At 68.2% G+C, this 19,814-nt stretch carries 18 protein-coding genes; 12 read left to right on the plus strand and 6 right to left on the minus strand.

Annotation, left to right across the window (positions count from 1 at the left end; translation table 11 throughout):
• Nucleotides 1-9: 9 nt before the first annotated feature.
• A complete protein-coding gene (locus ASD47_RS04720) occupies nt 10-762 on the minus strand; it encodes a FadR/GntR family transcriptional regulator (RefSeq protein WP_056752370.1) in 753 nt (250 codons plus the stop codon).
• Nucleotides 763-1,083: 321 nt separating this feature from the next.
• On the opposite strand from ASD47_RS04720, the gene araD1 reads away from it, so the two are divergent.
• The 11 genes from araD1 to ASD47_RS04775 all read left to right on the plus strand — a co-directional run bounded on the left by araD1 (nt 1,084) and on the right by ASD47_RS04775 (nt 16,038).
• Nucleotides 1,084-2,079 (plus strand): AraD1 family protein, encoded by a 996-nt coding sequence (gene araD1 / locus ASD47_RS04725; protein WP_056752374.1) that lies wholly within the window; start codon nt 1,084-1,086, stop codon nt 2,077-2,079.
• A complete protein-coding gene (locus tag ASD47_RS04730; RefSeq protein WP_056752378.1) occupies nt 2,076-3,002 on the plus strand; it encodes a Gfo/Idh/MocA family protein in 927 nt (308 codons plus the stop codon). The genes araD1 and ASD47_RS04730 overlap by 4 nt, the downstream gene beginning before the upstream one ends.
• Nucleotides 3,003-3,014: 12 nt before the next feature.
• Nucleotides 3,015-4,553, plus strand: coding sequence for an aldehyde dehydrogenase (NADP(+)) (locus ASD47_RS04735; protein ID WP_056752383.1), 1,539 nt, complete (start codon nt 3,015-3,017; stop codon nt 4,551-4,553).
• A gap of 328 nt (nt 4,554-4,881) precedes the next feature.
• Nucleotides 4,882-5,988 carry an ABC transporter ATP-binding protein gene (locus ASD47_RS04740; protein WP_056752386.1) on the plus strand — a complete coding sequence of 369 codons (1,107 nt, stop codon included), beginning with the start codon at nt 4,882-4,884 and terminating at the stop codon, nt 5,986-5,988.
• A complete protein-coding gene (locus tag ASD47_RS04745; protein ID WP_056752389.1) occupies nt 5,985-6,866 on the plus strand; it encodes a carbohydrate ABC transporter permease in 882 nt (293 codons plus the stop codon). Before ASD47_RS04740 ends, ASD47_RS04745 begins: the two co-directional genes overlap by 4 nt.
• Nucleotides 6,863-7,711, plus strand: coding sequence for a carbohydrate ABC transporter permease (locus ASD47_RS04750; RefSeq protein ID WP_056752390.1), 849 nt, complete (start codon nt 6,863-6,865; stop codon nt 7,709-7,711). The genes ASD47_RS04745 and ASD47_RS04750 overlap by 4 nt, the downstream gene beginning before the upstream one ends.
• Entirely contained in the window at nt 7,708-9,015 is a 1,308-nt protein-coding gene (locus tag ASD47_RS04755) for an extracellular solute-binding protein (protein ID WP_056752393.1), read from the plus strand. Before ASD47_RS04750 ends, ASD47_RS04755 begins: the two co-directional genes overlap by 4 nt.
• Nucleotides 9,016-9,030: 15 nt before the next feature.
• Nucleotides 9,031-10,542: an alpha-N-arabinofuranosidase gene (locus ASD47_RS04760; protein ID WP_056752396.1), complete on the plus strand. Its 1,512-nt coding sequence runs from the start codon at nt 9,031-9,033 to the stop codon at nt 10,540-10,542.
• Nucleotides 10,543-10,943: 401 nt separating this feature from the next.
• On the plus strand, nt 10,944-13,658 hold the full coding sequence (locus ASD47_RS04765; RefSeq protein WP_056752400.1) for a TonB-dependent receptor: 2,715 nt from the start codon (nt 10,944-10,946) through the stop codon (nt 13,656-13,658).
• A gap of 72 nt (nt 13,659-13,730) precedes the next feature.
• Complete coding sequence (locus ASD47_RS04770; RefSeq protein ID WP_056752402.1) at nt 13,731-14,738, plus strand: arabinan endo-1,5-alpha-L-arabinosidase; 1,008 nt, start codon at nt 13,731-13,733, stop codon at nt 14,736-14,738.
• Between the two features lie 145 nt (nt 14,739-14,883).
• Nucleotides 14,884-16,038 carry an aldose epimerase family protein gene (locus ASD47_RS04775; RefSeq protein ID WP_056752404.1) on the plus strand — a complete coding sequence of 385 codons (1,155 nt, stop codon included), beginning with the start codon at nt 14,884-14,886 and terminating at the stop codon, nt 16,036-16,038.
• A gap of 123 nt (nt 16,039-16,161) precedes the next feature.
• Here the strand turns inward: ASD47_RS04775 and ASD47_RS04780 are convergent, their stop codons facing one another.
• From ASD47_RS04780 to ASD47_RS04800, 5 genes are read right to left on the minus strand one after another with little or no spacing between them, the layout of a single operon-like run.
• The gene (locus tag ASD47_RS04780; protein WP_056752406.1) at nt 16,162-16,572 is read right to left on the minus strand and encodes a DUF1801 domain-containing protein; all 411 of its coding nucleotides are present in this window, start codon (nt 16,570-16,572) and stop codon (nt 16,162-16,164) included.
• A 25-nt stretch (nt 16,573-16,597) separates the two neighbouring features.
• Complete coding sequence (locus tag ASD47_RS04785) at nt 16,598-17,017, minus strand: DUF1801 domain-containing protein (protein ID WP_056752409.1); 420 nt, start codon at nt 17,015-17,017, stop codon at nt 16,598-16,600.
• A 9-nt stretch (nt 17,018-17,026) separates the two neighbouring features.
• Nucleotides 17,027-17,248, minus strand: a complete 222-nt coding sequence (locus tag ASD47_RS04790) for a hypothetical protein (RefSeq protein ID WP_056752411.1) — start codon at nt 17,246-17,248, stop codon at nt 17,027-17,029.
• A gap of 36 nt (nt 17,249-17,284) precedes the next feature.
• On the minus strand, nt 17,285-17,716 hold the full coding sequence (locus tag ASD47_RS04795) for an SRPBCC domain-containing protein (RefSeq protein WP_056752413.1): 432 nt from the start codon (nt 17,714-17,716) through the stop codon (nt 17,285-17,287).
• Nucleotides 17,713-18,036, minus strand: coding sequence for a helix-turn-helix transcriptional regulator (locus ASD47_RS04800; RefSeq protein WP_056752417.1), 324 nt, complete (start codon nt 18,034-18,036; stop codon nt 17,713-17,715). The genes ASD47_RS04795 and ASD47_RS04800 overlap by 4 nt, the downstream gene beginning before the upstream one ends.
• A 167-nt stretch (nt 18,037-18,203) precedes the next feature.
• On the opposite strand from ASD47_RS04800, the gene ASD47_RS04805 reads away from it, so the two are divergent.
• Entirely contained in the window at nt 18,204-19,781 is a 1,578-nt protein-coding gene (locus ASD47_RS04805; RefSeq protein ID WP_056752420.1) for an aldehyde dehydrogenase (NADP(+)), read from the plus strand.
• The last annotated feature ends 33 nt before the right edge of the window (nt 19,782-19,814 follow it).

Genomic DNA, 19,814 nt, shown 5'->3' on the forward strand with positions numbered 1-19,814 from the left:
GTCTCCGGCTCAGTCCTTCGGCTCGATCGCCGCCCGGGTGTCTTCCAGGGCCAGACCGACCAGCTTTTCCATCGCCTGTCGCGCCTGGTCGGGCCGGGCGGCGGCGATGGCGTCGAACACCTTCCAGTGGTCGGGCATCGGGTCGCGCGGCAACTCGCGCTTGCGCTGCTTGAAGATCGTGGTCCAGCGCACCGCCGCGCCGATGCTGCTGGACAGGGTGAACAGCGGGGCGTTGCCCGTCGCCTCCAGCACGGTGTCGTGGAAGTCGCGGTCTGCGGCCTGGCCCGCGTCGGTGGCCAGGGTCTGGCTCTCCATCTGGATCAGCGCCTTGCGCATGCGCTCCAGCTGGCTGTCGTTGCGACGCTCGGCGGCCAGGGCCGCGGCCGCGGGCTCGACGATCATTCGCAGTTCGTACAGCCCCTTGAGGAACTCCTCGCTGGGCTCGGATTCGAAGAACCAGGCCAGCACCTCGGGGTCCAGCAGGCTCCAGCGGTTGCGCTCGGTGACGCGGGTGCCGGTCTTGGGACGGCTCTCGACCAGCCCCTTGGCGGCCAGGATGCGGATGGCTTCGCGATAGGCGCTGCGCGAAACGTGCAGTTGTTCGCTGGAGTCGATCTCGTTGTTGAGGATGTCGCCAGGCGCGTATTGGCCTGAGACGATGGCCACGCCCAGGGTGCGGGCGATCGAGCCGTGAATCCGGCTATTGGCCAGCCCGTCGCGCGCGAACTCCCCGTCCCCAGCCTTGTCCTTCTTCTTCCGCACGCGCGCTTCACTCCCTGCCCGTCGACGGACGGAGCCCCCGTCCGTCCGCCTATCCGGCGCAGCGGACACTAACGAGACTGTTCATGCGACGACAAGGGATTTCGCAGGCGGCCACCGAACCCGCAGCCAAATTACACGCTCAAAAGTACGATGATTGCCAAACCCCGACGTGGCGCGGGTTTGCGCCGGTTCCCGTGCTATCACAGCGCCCAACCCGGCGATGACCGTGGCGACAACCCCGTCGATCCGGGTTTGACACCGTCCGACAGATCGCTATTTGTCTGACTAAATAGCCAAACCCGCTGGGAGGTAACGACAGCCATGGTGCTGCGGTTCGTGCAACTGAAGGAAAAGGACGGGGCGCGAATCCTCGCGGCGGTCAACGATTCGGGCCTGGCCCGTAAGGTCGAGGTGGCCGACACCCTGCTGGCCCTGGCCCAGGCGGCTCTGGCCGCCGGCGCCACCCTGGCCGAGGCCGCCCAGGCCCACCCGCTCGGCGCCGAGGTCGACATCCCCGCCGCCCTGGCCGAGGGCCGGGTGCTGGCCCCGATCGACCATCCCGATCCCGCCCACCTGGTGCTGACCGGCACTGGCCTGACCCACCTGGGCTCGGCCGAGGGCCGTGACAAGATGCACAAGGCCGCGCAGGCGGGCGAGCAGCTGACCGATTCGATGCGGATGTTCCTGATGGGCGTCGAGGGCGGAAAGCCCGCCGCCGGCGCCGTCGGGGCCCAGCCGGAATGGTTCTACAAGGGCGACGGCTCGCACGTCGTCGGCCACGGCGCACCGCTCACCTCGCCCGCCTTCGCCCAGGACGGCGGCGAGGAGCCGGAGATCGCCGGCGTCTACCTGATCGGCCCCGATGGCGCGCCGTATCGGCTGGGCTTCTGCCTGGCCAACGAGTTCTCCGACCACGTGATCGAGCGCGGCAACTATCTGTGGCTGGCCCACTCCAAGCTGCGCCAGGCGGCCCTGGGCCCCGAACTGCTGACCGGCGACCTGCCGGCCGACGTGCGCGGGGCCAGCAAGATCCTGCGCGGCGGCCAGGTGGTCTGGGAGAAGCCCTTCCTGTCGGGCGAGGCGAACATGTCCCACACGATCGCCAATCTCGAGCACCACCACTTCAAGTACGACATCTTCCGCAAGCCCGGCGACGTGCACGTGCACTTCTTCGGCACGGCCACCCTGTCGTTCTCGGAGGGCTTCCAGACGCAGGTCGGCGACGTGTTCGAGATCAGCGCCGCCCCGTTCCTCCACCCGGTCAGCAGTCCCCTGGCCCTGGCCGAGGACAAGCCGGTGACGGTGCGCAGCCTGTGAGCAAGATCCGCCTGGCTCTCGTTGGCCTGGGCAAGATCGCCCGCGACCAGCACCTGCCCGCCATCGCCGCCGACGACCGGTTCGAGCTGGTCGCCATCGTCAGCCGCAACGCCGACCTGGAGGGCGTCGCCCACTTCACGACCCTGGCCGACCTGCTGGCCAGCGACGTGGCGGTCGACGCGGTGTCGCTGTGCACCCCGCCCCAGCCGCGCCACCCGCTGGCCCACCTGGCCCTGGCGGCCGGCAAGCACGTGATGCTGGAAAAGCCTCCCGGCGCGACGCTGAGCGAGGTCGAGGACCTGCGCCTGACCGCCGCCGCCCGCGGCCTGACCCTGCAGACCACCTGGCACTCGCGCTACGCCCAGGGCGTCGCGCCGGCCCGGGCCTGGCTGGCCGACAAGGCCATCAAGGCCGTGCGGATCGACTGGCGCGAGGACGTCCGCGTCTGGCACCCGGGTCAGACCTGGATCTGGGAGGCCGGCGGCCTGGGCGTGTTCGACCCGGGCATCAACGCCCTGTCGATCGCCACCGCCATCCTGCCCCGGCCGTTCTTCCTGACCGGCGCGGTGCTGCACGTGCCCGAGAACTGCCAGTCGCCGATCCAGGCCGAGCTGGACTTCGTGGACGCGGCCGGCGCGCCGGTCCGGGCGGAGTTCGACTTCCTGCAGACGGGCCCGCAGAGCTGGGACATCGCGGTCGAAACCGACGCCGGCGTGTTGAAGCTGTCGCATGGCGGCGCCAAGCTGTTCATCGACGGCGAACTGCTCCATGAGGGCCCGGACGCTGAATATGCCGGCCTCTACGACGCCTTCGCGCGTCTGGTGGCCGACGCCGCCAGCGACGTCGACGTCAGTCCGCTGCGTCACGTCGCCGACGCCTTCCTGCTGGGCCGACGGGTCGTCGCCCCGGCGTTCATCGAGTAGAGAAAGAACGACATGGCCGAAGCCGCTCCGAAAGCTGATTTGCGGGCCCTGAACCCCGCCACCAACGAACATTTCGGTCCCAGCTTCCCGGAGCCCAGCGCCGCCCAGATCGAGGCGGCCTGCGCCGCCGCGGCCGCCGCGTTCGACATCTATCGCGAGACGGATCTTGAGACCCGCGCGGCCTTCCTCGAGGCTATCGCCGCTGAGATCGAGGCGCTGGGCGACGAGCTGATCCAGACCGCCATGGCCGAGACCGGCCTGCCCCAGGCCCGCATCACCGGCGAGCGCGGCCGCACCTGCGGCCAGTTGCGGCTGTTCGCCCAGGTCGTGCGGCGCGGCGACTGGATCGGCGCGCGCATCGACCCGGCCCTGCCCGAGCGTACGCCCCTGCCCCGCGCCGACCTGCGCCAGCGCTTCATCCCGCTGGGCCCCGTGGTGGTGTTCGGCGCCAGCAACTTCCCGCTGGCCTTCTCGACCGGCGGCGGCGACACCGCTTCGGCCCTGGCGGCCGGCTGCCCGGTGATCGTCAAGGGCCACTCGGCCCATCCGAACACCGGCGCCATGGTCGGCAGCGCGATCGACAAGGCGATCAAGACCGCCGGCCTGCCCGCCGGCGTGTTCTCCATCCTGATCGGCCAGCAGCGCACCCTGGGCGCCGGCCTGGTCGCCGATCCGCGCGTCAAGGCCGTGGGCTTCACCGGCTCGCGGGCCGGCGGCGTGGCCTTCATGCGCATCGCCGCCGAACGCCGCGAGCCGATCCCGGTCTTCGCCGAGATGAGCAGCATCAACCCCGTGGTGCTGATGCCGGCCGCCCTGGCCGCCCGGGCCGAGGCCCTGGGGACGGCGTTCGTTGGTTCGCTGACCATGGGCGCGGGCCAGTTCTGCACCAATCCCGGCCTGATCTTCGCGCTCGAAGGTCCCGATCTCGACCGCTTCGAGGCCGCCGCCGTCGCCGCCCTGACCGTGGCCCCGCCGCACGTCATGCTGACCCCCGGCATCTTCGGCGCCTATGAGCAGGGCGTGAACCAACTGCTCGACCGCGACGGCGTCAAGCTGCTGGCGCGCGGCTGCGTCGGCGACGGCGTCAACCAGGCCGTTGGCGCGCTGTTCAGCGTCGACGCAGAGACCTTCCAGCGCGACGAGGTGCTGAGCCACGAGGTGTTCGGTTCGTCCTCGCTGATCGTACGCGTCAAGGACGCCGCCCAGCTGGCGACGGTCCTGGAAAGCCTGGAGGGCCAGCTGACCGCCACCCTGCAGATGGACCCGGCCGACGTCGAGGCCGCCCGGCCGCTGCTGCCGATCCTGGAGCGCAAGGCGGGCCGTGTCCTGGCCAATGGCTGGCCGACCGGCGTCGAGGTCTCGCACGCCATGGTCCACGGCGGTCCGTTCCCGGCGACGTCCGACCCGCGCAGCACGTCGGTGGGCACGCGCGCCATCGAGCGCTTCCTGCGTCCGGTCTGCTACCAGGACATCCCCGACGCCCTGCTGCCGGCCGCGCTGAAGGCCGACAACCCGCTGGGCGTTCGGCGGGCCATCGACGGGGTGCTGTAGGCCGCCTCTCGGCAAAGGGGACGGGCGCTTGCGCTCGTCCCCGTCGTTAAAGCTGAGCTCCGACGGGCAGGCCATATAGTCGGACAATAACGCGCGTCGGCACAGCTCCGGTTTGCCCGCCTTTCGCCAACTATCCCCACTCACATTTCATCTTGCGCCATCCAGGATTCAACGTTATCCCGCTTTTGTCTGAGTAAATAATCAGACCAGCGCGCCACCAAGGCGAGCGGAAACAAAGGCGCTCGGCGCCGCGTGATCGGGAGGAGACGGCGGCTTCACGCCATCCTTCCGCCTTGCGGGCCGCCGAGCCGTCCGGGGGGAGCAGACCGTGGCGCGCGTGCGGCTTGACCATCTGAGCAAGAGCTTCGGTTCCGTGGCCGTGCTCGACGACATCCGCCTCGACATCGCGCCCGGCGAATTCATCGCCTTCCTCGGCCCCTCGGGCTGCGGCAAGTCCACGCTGCTCCGGATGATCGCCGGGCTGGAGACAGTGGAGACCGGCCAGATCCACATCGGCGAGCGACGGGTCGATCCCCTGCCGCCGGGCGACCGCGGCGTGGCCATGGTGTTCCAGCACTACGCCCTCTATCCGCACATGACGATCTTCGAGAACATGGCGTTCGGCCTGCGCAACGCGAAGGTTCCGAAAGCCGAGATCGAAGCGCGCGTGGCCGAAGCCGCCCGGATCCTGGAGATCGAGCGGTTCCTGAAATCCAAGCCCGGCCAGCTGTCGGGCGGCCAGCGCCAGCGCGTCGCCATCGGCCGGGCCATCGTCAAGAAACCCGACCTGTTCCTGTTCGACGAGCCGCTGTCCAACCTCGACGCCGCCCTGCGCATGCGCACCCGACTGGAGCTGGCCCAGCTGCGCCGCCGGGTGCAGGCGACGATGATCCTGGTCACCCATGACCAGGTCGAGGCCATGACCCTGGCCGACCGCATCGTGGTGATGAGCGACCGCCGGATCCAGCAGGTCGGGACTCCGATGGAGATCTACGCCCGGCCCGCCAACCGCTTCGTGGCCACCTTCGTCGGCTCGCCCCCGATGAGCTTCCTGGACGTCACCCTGGACGCCGGCGTGGATGGACTGGCCCGCGCGACCCTGCCCGGCGGCGCGAGCCTCGACACCGACGTCCCCCTCGCGGCCCTGCCGACCAGCCCGACCTGGCGCCTGGGCTTGCGCGCCGAAGGGGTGAAGGTCGTGGCGCCGGGCGCCGGCCTGGTCGACGCCCAGGTCGAGTTCGTCGAGCGCCTGGGCGACCGCACCCTGGTCTATCTGCGCCTGGCCGACGGCGCGACGATCACCGCCGAGGACGTCGGGGCCAGTCGCGCGGCCATGGGCGACCGGGTCGGCCTGGCCCTCGACGGCGCCAGGCACCTGTTCGACGCCGACGACCGCGCCCACTACGGCCCATCGCCGATCGGCGGCCAGCCATGACCGCCGCCTCGTCGCGCAAGAGCCGCTGGACCAACGGCCTGTTTGTCGGGCCCTACCTGCTCGTCTACCTGGCCTTGCTGCTCTACCCGCTGCTGGCCGGCGTCTGGCTGAGCCTGCACAAGGCCGACCTGTTCGGCGGCGAGGCGTTCGTCGGCATCGAGAACTTCAGCCGGCTGCTGCGCGACACGGTCTTCCTGCAGGCGGTGCGCAACACCTTCCTCTTCGTGCTGCTGACCGTTCCGCCGCTGGCGGTGATCGCGCTGGGCCTGGCCATAGCCTTGAACCGCCCCACCCGCGCGGCGGCCATCTTCCGGGGCGTGTTCTTCAGCTCGTCGGTGCTGTCGGTGACCATCGTCACCCTGATCTGGCGGCTCGTTCTGATCCCCGACGGCGGTCTGATCGCCAACCTGATGCACGCGGTCGGCCGGCCGCCGCTTCCCCTGCTCAGCCACCCGGACCTGGTGCTGCCCGCCATCGCCCTGACCACCGTCTGGTGGTGCCTGGGCCTGCCGATGATGCTGTACCTGGCCGCCCTGCAGCAGGTTCCAGCCGAACTCTATGAAGCCGCCGCCCTTGACCGGGCCGGGCCGTGGAAGACGCTGACCCGCGTCACCCTGCCCTCGATCCGCCGGACCATCGTGCTGGTGGTGATCATCCAGTGCGTGCTGCAGTTCCAGCTGTTCGGCCAGGCCCAGCTCTTGACCCAGGGCGGTCCCAACGGCGCCTCGCGGCCGATCGTGCTGTTCATCTACGAGGTCGGCTTCCGGCGCTGGGACATCGGCTACGCCGCCGCCGCCTCGGAGATCCTGTTCGGCCTGATCCTGGTCGCCACGATCCTCCAGTACGTCACCACCCGCGACAAGGCGGCGAGCCGATGAGCGCCCTGGACCGCGCCGCCGGGCGCAACCCCTGGATCGACCGCGTCGGCTGGGCCGCCCTGACCCTGGCGGCCGTGGTCATGGTCCTGCCGCTGCTATGGACCGTGGGCCTGTCCCTGAAGGCCAACGGCGAGCTGCTGCGCGACACCGCCTCGGTGTTTCGCGCGCCCTACACGCTGGAGAACTATGGCTCGATCCTGGCCCGCCCCGCGGTCTTCCGCTGGCTGGCCAACAGCCTGGTGGTTTCGCTGTGCACGACCGCCGGCGTCCTGGTGCTGTCGTCCCTGGCCGGCTACGGCTTCGCCCGGCTGGAGTTCCCGGGCCGCAAGTGGCTGTTCGCCCTCGTATTATTCGGCCTGGCCGTGCCCGAGCAGTCGGTGATCATCACCCGTCACCAGCTGTTTTCCGCCCTGCACCTGCACAACACCTACCCCGGCCTGGTGCTGCCCGGCCTGGCCGCGCCGTTCGGGGTCTTCCTGATGACCCAGTACTTCAAGGCCATTCCCGCCGAGCTGGACGAGGCGGCGATGCTGGACGGCGCCAGCCGCCGGCAGGTGTTCTGGAAGGTGCTCCTGCCCCTGACCCTGCCGGCCCAGGCGACCCTGGGCATCTTCACCTTCCTGTCGTCGTGGAACGACTACTGGTGGCCGCTGATCTCGGCGACGCGCAGCGAAATGTTCACCCTGACCGTCGGCGTCGCCAGTTCGCAGATCAACTTCGCCCAGACCAGCGGCCTGGGCTTTCTGATGGCCCAGGCGGTGTTCGCCAGCGCGCCGATCCTGGTCGTCTATGTGTTCTTCCAGAAGTACATCGTGCGGGCGGTGTCGGGAGCGGCGGTGCGATGAGCCGTCTTCGCGTCCTTGCCCTGGCCGCTATGGCCCTGGTCCTGACCAGTTGCGCGAAACAGGCGGACATCACCCAGATCACCGTCCAGCGCATCTTCGGCGAGTGCCGCTCGGCCGGAGCCGGGGCGCGCAATCCCGACGGCGAGTGCGAGATCATCACCGGCCTGCTGGATCAGTTCCAGCGCGAGAACCCCGACATCCGGCTGAAGGTCAACATCGCCGCCTGGCCCGGCTACGACCAGCTGTCGGCCCAGTTCGCGGCCGGCGATCCGCCCGACCTGGTGACCATGCACATGTCAGCGATCTCGGACTACCAGTCGCGGGGCCTGATCGAACCGATGGGCCCTGGGCTGGAAAGCGTCGGCGTCGATCCCGCCGCCTTCACCCGCGCCGCCCGCGAGGGGGTGACCAAGAACGGCCAGGTCTGGGGCCTGCCCTTCGACAACTGGGCGCCGCTCTGGCATGTCAACCTGAACCAGTTCCGCCAGGCGGGGCTGGTCCGGGACGGCCAGCCGATCCTGCCGACCAGCGCCGACGAGCTGTTGATCCAGGCCCGCCAGTTCAAGGCGGCCACGGGCAGGCCCTATCTGGTCCAGGCCATGGCCAACGAGACGGCCAGCTACACCCGCAACCTCTACACTTGGCTGATGACCCAGGACGCGGCGTTCTTTCCCGATCCCAAGCACATCAAGCTGACAACGCCGGAAGCCCATCGGATCGTGGCGCTGCTCAAGCAGATGTACGACGAGAACCTGACGACCAAGGACCAGGACTATCCGGCCGCCACTAGCGGTTTCATGAACGGCGACGGCGGGGTCTATCTGGTCGGCACCTGGATGATCGGCACGTTCCAGGCGGAATCGCATACGCCGGGCCGGCCGCTGTCGAACGGCTACGCGGTCATGCCCTATCCGCGGCTGTTCGGGACCCGCGATGCGGCCTATGTCGACGGCCACGCCTGGGTCGTGCCGCACCGCGAGCGCACGCCGGCCCAGCGCGTCGCCGTCTATCGCCTGGTGCGGTTCCTGGCCGACCACGACTACGACTGGTCGCGCACCGGCCACCTGCCGGCCATGCAAGCGGTGATCGACAGCCCCCGCTTCAAGGCCCTGCCCCATCGCCAGGCCATCGCGCCGCTGGCGACCATCGGCCAGACCCTGCCGCCCCAGGTCCAGCGCCAGTTCGCCATCCAGGACATCATCGGCGACGAGATGGCCAGCGCCATCACCGGCCGCAAGCCGATCGACACCGCCCTCGCCGACGCCGAGCGACGCGTCAACGACCTGCTGTTCCACCTTCTCTAGCCTTACGAGTCCGCCATGCTGACCGCCAAGATCATCGCCGACGCCGACTTCGTGGTGGCGCCGCTGGACCGCCGGATCTTCGGCACTTTCGTCGAGCACATGGGCCGCTGCGTCTATGGCGGCATCTACGAGCCCGGCCACCCCACCGCCACGCCCGAGGGCTTTCGCCAGGACGTGCTGGACCTGACCAGGGAGCTGGGCGTCACCCTGGTCCGCTATCCGGGCGGCAACTTCCTGTCGGGCTACAACTGGGAGGACGGCGTCGGGCCCAAGGAAGAGCGCCCCGTCCGCCTGGACCTGGCCTGGCATTCGACCGAGACCAACCAGTTCGGGACCAACGAGTTCATCACCTGGTGCCGCAAGGCGCAGCTGGAGCCGATGTTCGCGGTCAATGTCGGCACGCGCGGCGCCGACGAGGCCCGTCACTTCCTGGAATACTGCAACCATCCGGGCGGAACCTACTACTCCGACCTGCGCCGATCGCACGGCTACGAGCAGCCGCACGGGGTCAAGTTCTGGTGCATCGGCAACGAGATGGACGGTCCCTGGCAGATCTGCGCCAAGACCTCGGCCGAGTATGGCCGCATCGCCCAGGAGACCGGCAAGGTGATGAAGTGGGTGGATCCCACCATCGAGCTGACCGCCTGTGGCTCGTCCCAGCGAGCCATGCCCACCTACGGCAAGTGGGAATACGAAGTGCTGGACCAGTGCTTCGACCAGGTCGACTACATCTCGCTGCACCACTACTGCCGCAACGACGCCGACGATATCCACGAGTTCCTGGCCACGATCGACGACCTGGACCACTTCATCCGCGAGGTGGCCGCGATCGCCGACGCCGTGGCGGCCAAGCGCCGCTCCAAGAAACGGATCATGCTGTCGCTGGACGAATGGAACGTCTGGTACAAGGCCAGCGGCCCCGACGACCTGAAAAAGCCTGGCTGGCCCGAGGCCCCGCCGCTGATCGAGGAGGTCTATAATCACGAGGACGCCTTGGTGGTGGGCGGCTGCCTGATCGTGATGATGAACAATGCCGACCGCGTGAAGGCCGGTTGCCTGGCCCAGTTGGTCAATGTGATCGGCCCGATCATGACGGAAACCGACGGCCCGGCCTGGCGCCAGACCATCTTCCACCCGTTCGCCGACTGCGCCCGCCACGGCCGCGGCGAGGTGTTGAGGCTGAAGGTCGAGACCGGCACGTTCCCGACCAAAGCCCACGGCGAGGTCCCCAACCTGCTGGCGACGATCGTGCGCGATCCCGACACCGGCGCGGCCACCCTGTTCGCCCTGAACCGCAGCGTCACCGACGACATGGCGCTGTCGGTCGACCTGCGCGGCCTGGCCGACGGGCTGGTGATCGCCGGTTCGACCCAACTGCACGATCCGGACCTGAAGAAAACCAACACCAAGGCCGCGCCGGACGCCGTCTCCCCGGCCGCCAATCCTACCGCCAGGCTGGAAGCCGGCCGCCTGACCGCGACGCTGAAGCCTCAGTCCTGGAACGTGATCAGCCTGGCGCGAGGCTGATTCAGCGAGACGGTGGCCGCGCCTCCGGCCGCCGCCGCTTCCAGACCGCGGCCGCGCGAATCGGCCATGCCAATCTCGATCATTTGTCTGACCAAGGTTCGCGCACTTTTCACGAACGACACCACGGCCACGCGCACCCAGCCCGGGGCCCGCCGCGGCCGCGATAGCGTCCAGTGAGCCAACCTCATCATGTTGTTTTAATTACTTTATTGCCATTTATCATAACAATCAACGAGCCCTATGCGGGTGCATCGTGCCCCTTGAGGAACAAAGAACGTCGTTCATTTTTTTGATCACGCGCAGGCAATCCTCTTGCGCTCAATTTATTTGTCAGACAAGATGACGGTCATCGAGAAACGCCCCGCGCAGACGGGGAGACGATGAACCTGGGAGGGAAATCCATGACTACCGGCATCCAGAAGCCGATGCGCTCCGCCGTGCGCCGCGCCCTGCTGATCTCGGCCGCCTCGGCCATGACCTTGCTGGCCGCCGCGCCGGCCCTGGCGCAGACCGCGGCGACGAAGGACGACCAGACGGTCGAGGAGATCGTCGTCACCGGCCAGCGGCAGGCCGCCCAGAGCGCTCAGCAGATCAAGAGGAACAACGACCTGGTCGTCGACTCCATCGTCGCCGAGGACGTCGGCAAGCTGCCCGACAACAATGTCGCCGACGCCCTGGCGCGGGTCACCGGCATCCAGGTCCGTCGCGACTCCGGCGAGGCCAATTCGGTGCTGATCCGCGGCCTGCCCAACCTGGTGACCCTGCTCAACGGCCGCGAGGTGTTCACGACCACCGGCCGCTACATCGCCCTGGCCGACATTCCGGCCAACATGCTGCAGCGGGTCGACGTCTATAAGAGCGCCGCGGCCGACCAGATCGAAGGCGGCATCGCCGGATCGATCGACGTCCGCACCCGCCGGCCGTTCGACTTCGCCGGCGCCCAGTTCAACGCCTTCGGCCACGGGGTCTATTCCGACAAGGCCAAGGCCTGGAATCCGGACTTCGGGGCCACCGCTTCGAACCGCTGGGAAACCAGCGCCGGCGAGTTCGGCGCGCTGCTCGGGGTGTCGTTCGTCGACCGCGACTATCACGAGGAGCGCGCCTTCAACGTCCGCTCCGACGACCACACCGGCTCGTTCAGTCCGGCCCACCCGCTGCCGGCGGGCGTGACCTCGATCAACGGCCCCTTTGTGATGGGCTACATCCCGATCGCCGGCGAGCGCAAGCGCAAGGCGGCCAACTTCGCCCTGCAATGGCGCCCGGACGACACCAGCGAGCTCTACCTCGAAGGCTTCGTCACCGACTACAAGAACGTGTTCGAACTGGATTTCCTGGTGGGCCTGCCCTGGCTGGGCGACGGCAACCTGTCGGCCACCGTGTTCCCCGGCACCAACCAGCTGAAGACGCTGACCAACCATAACGTCTTCACGATCATGTCGACCCAGGCCAACGACCAGCATTCCAACACCAACCAGTTCTCGGCCGGCGGCTACAAGGAACTGGGCAGCTTCAAGCTGTCGACCGACCTGTCGGTGACCAACTCGTTCTTCCGGTACGAGAACCCGATCATGGACACCTCCACGATCGTGCCGCTCGTGCAGGTCGACACCAGCCACGGCGGCACGGCCCAGCTGAACTACAACAGCCCCGGCTACGACATCACCAATCCGGCCGCCTATACGATCGAGAACTGGTTCGACAACTACGGCAAGCAGACCGGGACCTCGGTCGACTGGCGCGCCGACGTCGTCTACACCGCCCCCTCCGATGAGTTCATCCGCGAGATCAGCGCCGGCTTCCGTTACGCCGACCGCAGCGCCGAATCCAACCAGTCGTACGGCGGCGCGGCCTATCCGTTCACTCACACCTCGGTCAGCACCCTGCCGGGCCTGAACGGCGTGTCGGAGAAGATGGCCAGCGGCGGTCCGGACTACGTCACCACTCAGTGGTACACGCCCAGCGCCTCATACCTGCTCAACAACACCGACAAGGTCCGGGCCCAGACGGCGCTGCTGTACGACCGCAACGCCACCAGCGCGGCCCTGTTCGCCCTGCGCAACGACCCTGTCACCGGCAAGCGGCGGATCGACCCGGGCATGTTCTTCTCGGACGTCGAGAAGACCTATGCCGGCTACGTACAATCCAAGATTGGCGGCGACCTGGGCAGCGTGCCGTGGAGCGGCGTGGTGGGCCTGCGCCTGGTCCGCACCGAGCAGACCCTGGGCGGCAACAATGTCGACACCGCCAGTCCGATCCTGGCCTATACGCCGACCAGCAAGAAGAACTCGTCGGTCGACCTGCTGCCCAGCGCGAACTTGAAGTTCAACCTGCGTCCCGACCTGATCGGCCGCATCTCGCTGGGCCGCACGGTCACCCGTCCCGACTTCGCCCAGCTCAATCCGGGCGTCTCGCTGTCGACCGTGGCGTCAAACACCACCTTCCTCTCCGGCTCCGGGGGCAATCCGAACCTGAAACCGGTGACCTCCGACAGCCTGGACACCTCGCTGGAATGGTACTTCGCCGCCGACGGCTTCCTGACGCTGGCCTATTTCCACCGCAACATCGACGGCTATGTCGAGACCACCTCGGCCAACGAAGTGATCAACGGCACCACCTACATCATGACGCGCCCCAGCAACTCGGGGAAGGACAAGCTGGACGGCGTCGAACTGGGCTACCAGCAGTTCTACGACTTCCTGCCCGGACCGCTGAGCGGCCTTGGCCTGCAGGCCAATCTCACCTTCATGGACGGGTCGATGGAGAACGCCGTCACCGGCGTGAAGACCGACTTCCGCGGCCTGTCGAAGTGGTCCTACAACGTGGCGGTTCTCTATGAAAAAGGTCCGATTTCGGGTCGCCTGGCCTATAACTGGCGCCAACACTTCCTCGACACGCCCAACTTCGAGAACAGCGGCTTCGACCTGATCGCCGACAACACCGCCCAGATGGACGGCAGCCTCTCCTACAAGGTGGGCGACAAGCTCACCCTGACCCTGGAAGGCGTCAACCTGCTCGACACCGAGTTCAAGGACTACTTCACCGACAAGCACCTGTATCCGCGCGACACCCGTCGCTACGACCGCCAGGTCCTGATCGGCTTCCGCTGGAAGATGTAGAACCCGCGCCCGGCCGGGCTCTCGGCCGGGCGCCCCCTTCTCGTCTCTTGCTTTCCGGCGCCGGAGGTCCTGATGCTGACCCGCAGACACGCCCTGGCCGGCAGCCTCTCGACGGCCAGCCTGGTCGCCGCGTCGGCCATGGCCGAGGCCCGCCTCAACGATCGGATGACCGGCGACCTGTCGCCCGTGCACGACCCCTGCATCATCCGGCAGGGCGGGACCTATCACCTGTTCTGCACCAGTCAGGCCAACCAGAAGCCTGGCCTGATCCATTGGCGCACCTCGCCTGACCTGGTGACCTGGACCCTGATCGGCGCGGTCATGCCCACCCTGCCCGACTGGGCGCAGGGAGAGGTCCCCGGCGTGCGGGGCGCCTGGGCGCCGGACATCAGCCTGATCAACGGCCGCTACCACCTCTATTACGCCCTCTCGACGTTCGGAAAGAACCGTTCGGCCATCGCCCTCCAGACCACGCCGACCCTGGACCGGTCCGACCCGGCCTTCGGCTGGCGCGACGAGGGCGTCGTATTGGCCTCCAAGCCCAGCGACGACTTCAACGCCATCGATCCCAACATCGTCGCCACGCCGGACGGCCGCGTCTGGATGAGCTTCGGCAGCTTCTGGTCGGGTCTCAAGCTGGTCGAGATCGATCCTTCGACCGGCAAGCCCAGCCCCGGCGCGGCCCCGGCGGCGATCGCCGCCCGACCCCGGCCCAGCGCCATCGAAGCGCCCTGCATCGTCGAGCGCGACGGCTGGTTCTATCTGTTCGCCTCGTTCGACTTCTGCTGCCGGGGCGCCGACAGCACCTACTATACCGTGGTCGGCCGTTCGAAGGCCGTGGCCGGGCCCTATGTCGATCGCGACGGCAAGCCGATGATGAAGGGCGGCGGCTTCATCGTGCTGCACGCCGACCTGGATCCGGCCAAGCGCTTCAAAGGGCCAGGCCACGTGGCCGTGCTGCGCGACGACGGCCGTGACCACATCGTCTATCACGCCTACGACGCCCGCAAAGGCGGTGTTCCCACCCTGCGCATTCAGCCCCTGGGATGGACCGACGACGGATGGCCCATAGCCCTTTGAGCCGTTCCGCACATGGGTTTGCGCCCTTCCGGAACGAGGGCTCGCTCTTTCCGCCCCGCTTCGATTGCGCAGGCTCCAATTGTCGGACTATATGATCGCCAAGCGCCATCCAGAGCCGCTCGCGATCGTTGGAACGAGGAACCCCATGAAGACTTCAGGCCGCACACTGACCGGCGCCCTCCTGGCCGCCACCGCCATCGCCCTCCCGGCGGGGGCCTTCGCGGCCGACTATGCCCGCGCCCCGTTCGGCAAGACGCCCGACGGCGTCGCGGTCGAGGCCATCACCCTGACCAATGGCAAGGGCGTCAGCGCCACCGTGATCACCTACGGCGCCACCCTGCAGTCGCTGATCGCGCCCGGCCGCGACGGAACCAAGGCCGACATCGCCCTGGGTTTCAAGGACGCCGAGGCCTACGCCAAGAACGCCAGCTATTTCGGCGCCTCGGTCGGCCGGTTCGCCAACCGCATCGGCAAGGGCCGCTTCACCCTGGACGGCAAGACCTACCAGCTGGCCCTGAACAACAACGGCGTCGCCGCCCTGCACGGCGGGGTCAAGGGCTTCGACAAGCAGGTCTGGAAGGTCGCCGAGGTCAAGCGCGGCCCGGTCGCCTCGGTCACCTTCACCTATGTCAGCCCCGACGGCGAGGAAGGCTATCCCGGAACCCTGACCGCCACGGCGACCTACGCGCTGGATGAGCAAAACCAACTGACCATCACCTATGGCGCGACCACCGACAAGCCGACCATCGTCAACATGACCAACCACGCCCTGTTCAATGTCGCCGGCGAAGGCTCGGCCGACGGCGCGATGGGCAATGTCCTGACCCTGGCGTCCGATGGCTATACGCCGGTCGACGCCGAGCTGATCCCCACGGGCCAGATCACGCCGGTGGCCGGCACGCCGTTCGACTTCCGCAAGCCGCGCGTGGTGGGCGAGCGGGTCCGCGACGCCCGCGACCCGCAGATGGTCATCGGCCGCGGCTACGACCACAACATGGTGCTGACCGGCAAGGCCGGCGGCGCGCCGCGTCTGGCGGCGCGCCTGGCCGATCCCAAGAGCGGCCGGGTGCTGGAGATCCTCAGCGACCAGCCCGGCATTCAGTTCTACACCGGCAACTTCATCGACGGCACGACGGTGAGCAAGAGCGGCAAGATCTATCGCCAGGGCGACGGCATCGCCTTGGAGCCGCAGCACTTCCCCGACGCCCCCAACAAGCCGGCCTTCGCGCCGGTGCGGCTGGATCCGGGCCAGAAGTACAGCAACGTCATGGTCTTCAAGCTGACCACCGATAAGAAATAGCCCACCCCCTCTCCTTGTGGGAACCGGCGGCCCGCTAAACAGGTCGCATGGGAAGGAAACGCCGCGAGGGCCGACAGGCCGTCGCGGCGTTCGCCTTTTATCGTTGGAAGCCTTCGAGGCGCGTCAGGCGCGCTTCTTCGCCGTCCGCGTCGAAACGTTCAACGCCACGGTGGCGCGGATCAGCGCCTTGAACGCCTCTTCGTCGATCGCCTCGCCCTGGCGGAAGTCGATGGCCCGCCGGGTGGCGCCTTCCAGGCTGGAATTGAACAGGCCCGAAGGATCCTCCGCCGACGCGCCCTTGGGGAAGGTCGTCTTCACGGCGGCCTTGTAGGTCTCACCGGTGCAGAGGATGCCGTCGTGCGACCACACCGGTATGCCCCACTTCCACTCCTCGACCACGTCGGGGTCGGCCTCGTGGATCAGCTTTCGGATCCTGGCCAGCGTCTCGCCGCGCCAATCGTCCAGCGCCGCAATCGCCTTGTCGATCAGTTCGGACGGCGGGCCTTCCAGCGGGCCGCCCATCTTCTTCTTCATGGTCCTCATACCTCGTCGTAACGGCTCACATGTGTTCGCCGGGCAATTGGCTGGCCTGTCTCACCCAGTCGGTGAACTGGGCCTCGTCGATCGGGTCGTCTTCGTGGATGTGGAGATACCGAACGTCCTTCTGCTTGGAGGCGACCGGCGGCTGGGGATCGAGCGCCGCGCCGCGGAAGAAGGCCACCTTGACGTACTTCGCGTAGCAATGAACGGCGAGAAACCAGCTCTTCTCCTCGACGCCGTAGAACGGCGAGTTCCACTTCACCGCCTTGCGCACGCCGGGAACAGCGGCCTGGATCAGCGCGTCCAGCTTGCGCCCGACCTGGCTTTTCCAGCCCGGCATGGCGGCGATATAGGCCTGGACCGGGGTGTCGCCGTCTCCCTTGGCGATCTGCGGGTTGCCGCCCGACAGCAGCTTCGGTTCGGACCTCTCCCCGGCCACGGCTCCCTCCTAGCCTTGCGCGCGCCGTCCGCTTCGCCCCTTGGCGACATAGGGCAGCACGAACATGTACAGGCCGCTGACCAGCAGCAGGATCAGCGGGACCAGGGCGAACAGCCCGACCCAGCCTGGGGGCTGCCCCTTGGTCATGACGATCATGTAGCCGATGACGCCGGCCGTGAAGAGGATCGACAACCAGCGATGGGTCTGTCGGATGAGGGCGTTCCAGTTCAAGGGTCTTTCTCCTTCGGGATCGGGCGCTGCGGACGGCTAGTCCAGCCGCTCCAGCAGTTGGTCCAGATTGCCCAGGAACGACTTCCAGCCGGCGTGGGCGCCGCCGTAGGCCTGCTTCTGGTCGGGATGGAAACCGGCCTGCTCGACGCGCAGGTGCGTGCCCGTGGCGGTCGGGGTCAGGGTGAAGGTCACCACGCTCTGGAGGTTGTAGGCCGCGTCCTCGTGGGCGAAATCCCAGGTATAGGACAGGGTCTTCTGGGGCTCGACGGCCAGAACCTTGCAGTCCAGCACCCCGCCCCACTCCCCGCGCAGGTTGAAGCTGTGGCCCACCTGGGGCTTGAAGTCGTTCTTCATCAGCCATTCCTCCATCAGGTGCGGCTGGGTCAGGGCGCGCCAGAGCTTTTCCGGCGGATGAGCGATGTCACGCTCGACGACGACGGAACGGGTTTGCGTCGCGGTGCTGGTCATTGGTCCATCCTGTTGAGCAGGTCTTCGAGATTGTCGAACCGGGTTTCCCAGAACCCGGCCATGCGGCTTGTCCAGTCGACCAACGGGGCCAGGGCGTTCAGCTGGGCGCTGTAGTGCGTCTGCCGGCCCTCATGACGGTCGCTGACTAGGCCGGCCTGCTTGAGCACCCCAAGATGCTTGGAGACCGCCGGCTGCGAGACTCCGGCCAAGGCCGTCAGGGCCCCGACCGTCTGTTCGCCGTCGCGGCACAGCCGCTCGAAGATCCCACGTCGGGTGGGATCGGCGAGCGTCTTGAAAAGCAGGTCGTGAGCGTCCGTCATGAAAAACCGATAACCCGTTGGCTATGGGTTACTCATAGCTGGCGAGTTATGAGTCAGTCAAGGCCTGCCGAAAGCTTCGAAATCGGCCGGTATCCGAGCCATCGGCTTGACGTCTATGGGAGCGGTATCATCTAAGACCCGTTCAACGACGACACGAGGATCGCGCCATGACCATCACCGGAGAGCTTCTGATCGACGGCGGCGCCCGCCCCGGGACCGGCGGCGCGATCCACGCGGTCGACCCCAGCACCGGAGCCACCCTGGACGTGACCTTCGGTGGCGCGACCAAGGCCGATCTCGACGAGGCCTGTGCCCTGGCGGCCGCGGCCTTCGGGCCCTATCGCGCCACCTCGCCCGAGCAGCGGGCCGTGTTCCTGGAAACCGTCGCCGCCAAGATCGAGGCGATCGGCGACGACCTGATCGTTCGGGCCATGGCCGAGACCGGCCTGCCCCGCGCCCGCCTGGAAGGCGAGCGCGGCCGCACCATGGGCCAGCTGAAGATGTTCGCCGGCGTGCTGCGCGACGGCGGCTGGCTGGAGGCCCGGATCGACCCGGCCCAGCCGGACCGCAAGCCGCTGCCGCGTCCGGACCTGCGCCTGCGCAACGTGCCGCTGGGTCCGGTGGCGGTGTTCGGCGCCAGCAACTTCCCGCTGGCCTTCTCGGTGGCCGGCGGCGACACCGCCTCGGCCCTGGCGGCCGGCTGCCCGGTGGTGGTCAAGGCCCACCCGGCGCATCCGGGTACGTCGGAACTAGTCGGCCGCGCCGTTCAGGAGGCCGTGAAGGCATGCGGCCTGCCGTCGGGCGTCTTCGCCCTGCTGCACGACGCCGGCATCGAGATCTCGCAAGGCCTGGTCGCCGACGCCCGCATCAAGGCCGCGGGCTTCACCGGGTCGCGCCGCGCGGGCCTGGCCCTGACGGCCGTCGCCCAGGGCCGTCCCGAGCCGATCCCGTTCTACGCCGAGATGAGCAGCATCAACCCGGTGCTGCTGCTGCCGAACGCCCTGAAGGCGCGCGGCGCGGCCATCGCCCCCGAGTTCGTCGCCGCTCTCACCCAAGGCGCCGGTCAGTTCTGCACCAATCCCGGCCTGATCCTGGGCATCGACGGCCCCGAGCTGGACGCCTTCCTGGCGGCCACCGCCGAGGTGATCGCCAAGGCCCCGGCCGGCCAGATGCTGACCCCCGGTATCTGCAAGGCCTATACCGGCGGCGTGAAAGCCCTGGCCGAAACCTCGGGCGTCACCGAGGTGGCGCACGGCCTGGAAGGCGGCCACGGCCAGGGCCGCGCGACCCTGTTCTCGGTGGACGCCGCCACCTTCCTGGCCACGCCGCACCTGCAGGACGAAGTGTTCGGCGCCGCCTCGCTGGTGGTCCGCGCCCAGGACCTGGCCCAGCTGACCCAGGTGCTCGCCGCCCTGGAAGGCCAGCTGACCATCGCCGTGCACATGGACGAGGCCGACACAGACCTGGCCCGCGCCCTGCTGCCGACCCTGGAGCTGAAGGCCGGCCGCGTGCTGGTCAACGGCTTCGGCACCGGCGTCGAGGTCGGCCACGCCATGGTCCACGGCGGCCCGTTCCCGTCGACTTCCGACAGCCGCTCGACCTCGGTCGGTTCGCTGGCGATCTTCCGCTTCCTGCGGCCGGTCAGCTACCAGAACCTGCCGGCGGCCCTGCTGCCGGTGGAACTGCAGGACGCCAACCCGCTGGGCATCGCGCGGCGGGTGGATGGCAAGGTCGTGCTGGCCTAGGCGCCTCGCCTCGGTCGGGGACAGGCGCATGCG

It is taken from the genome of Caulobacter sp. Root1472 (assembly GCF_001426985.1).
Classification (GTDB): domain Bacteria; phylum Pseudomonadota; class Alphaproteobacteria; order Caulobacterales; family Caulobacteraceae; genus Caulobacter; species Caulobacter rhizosphaerae.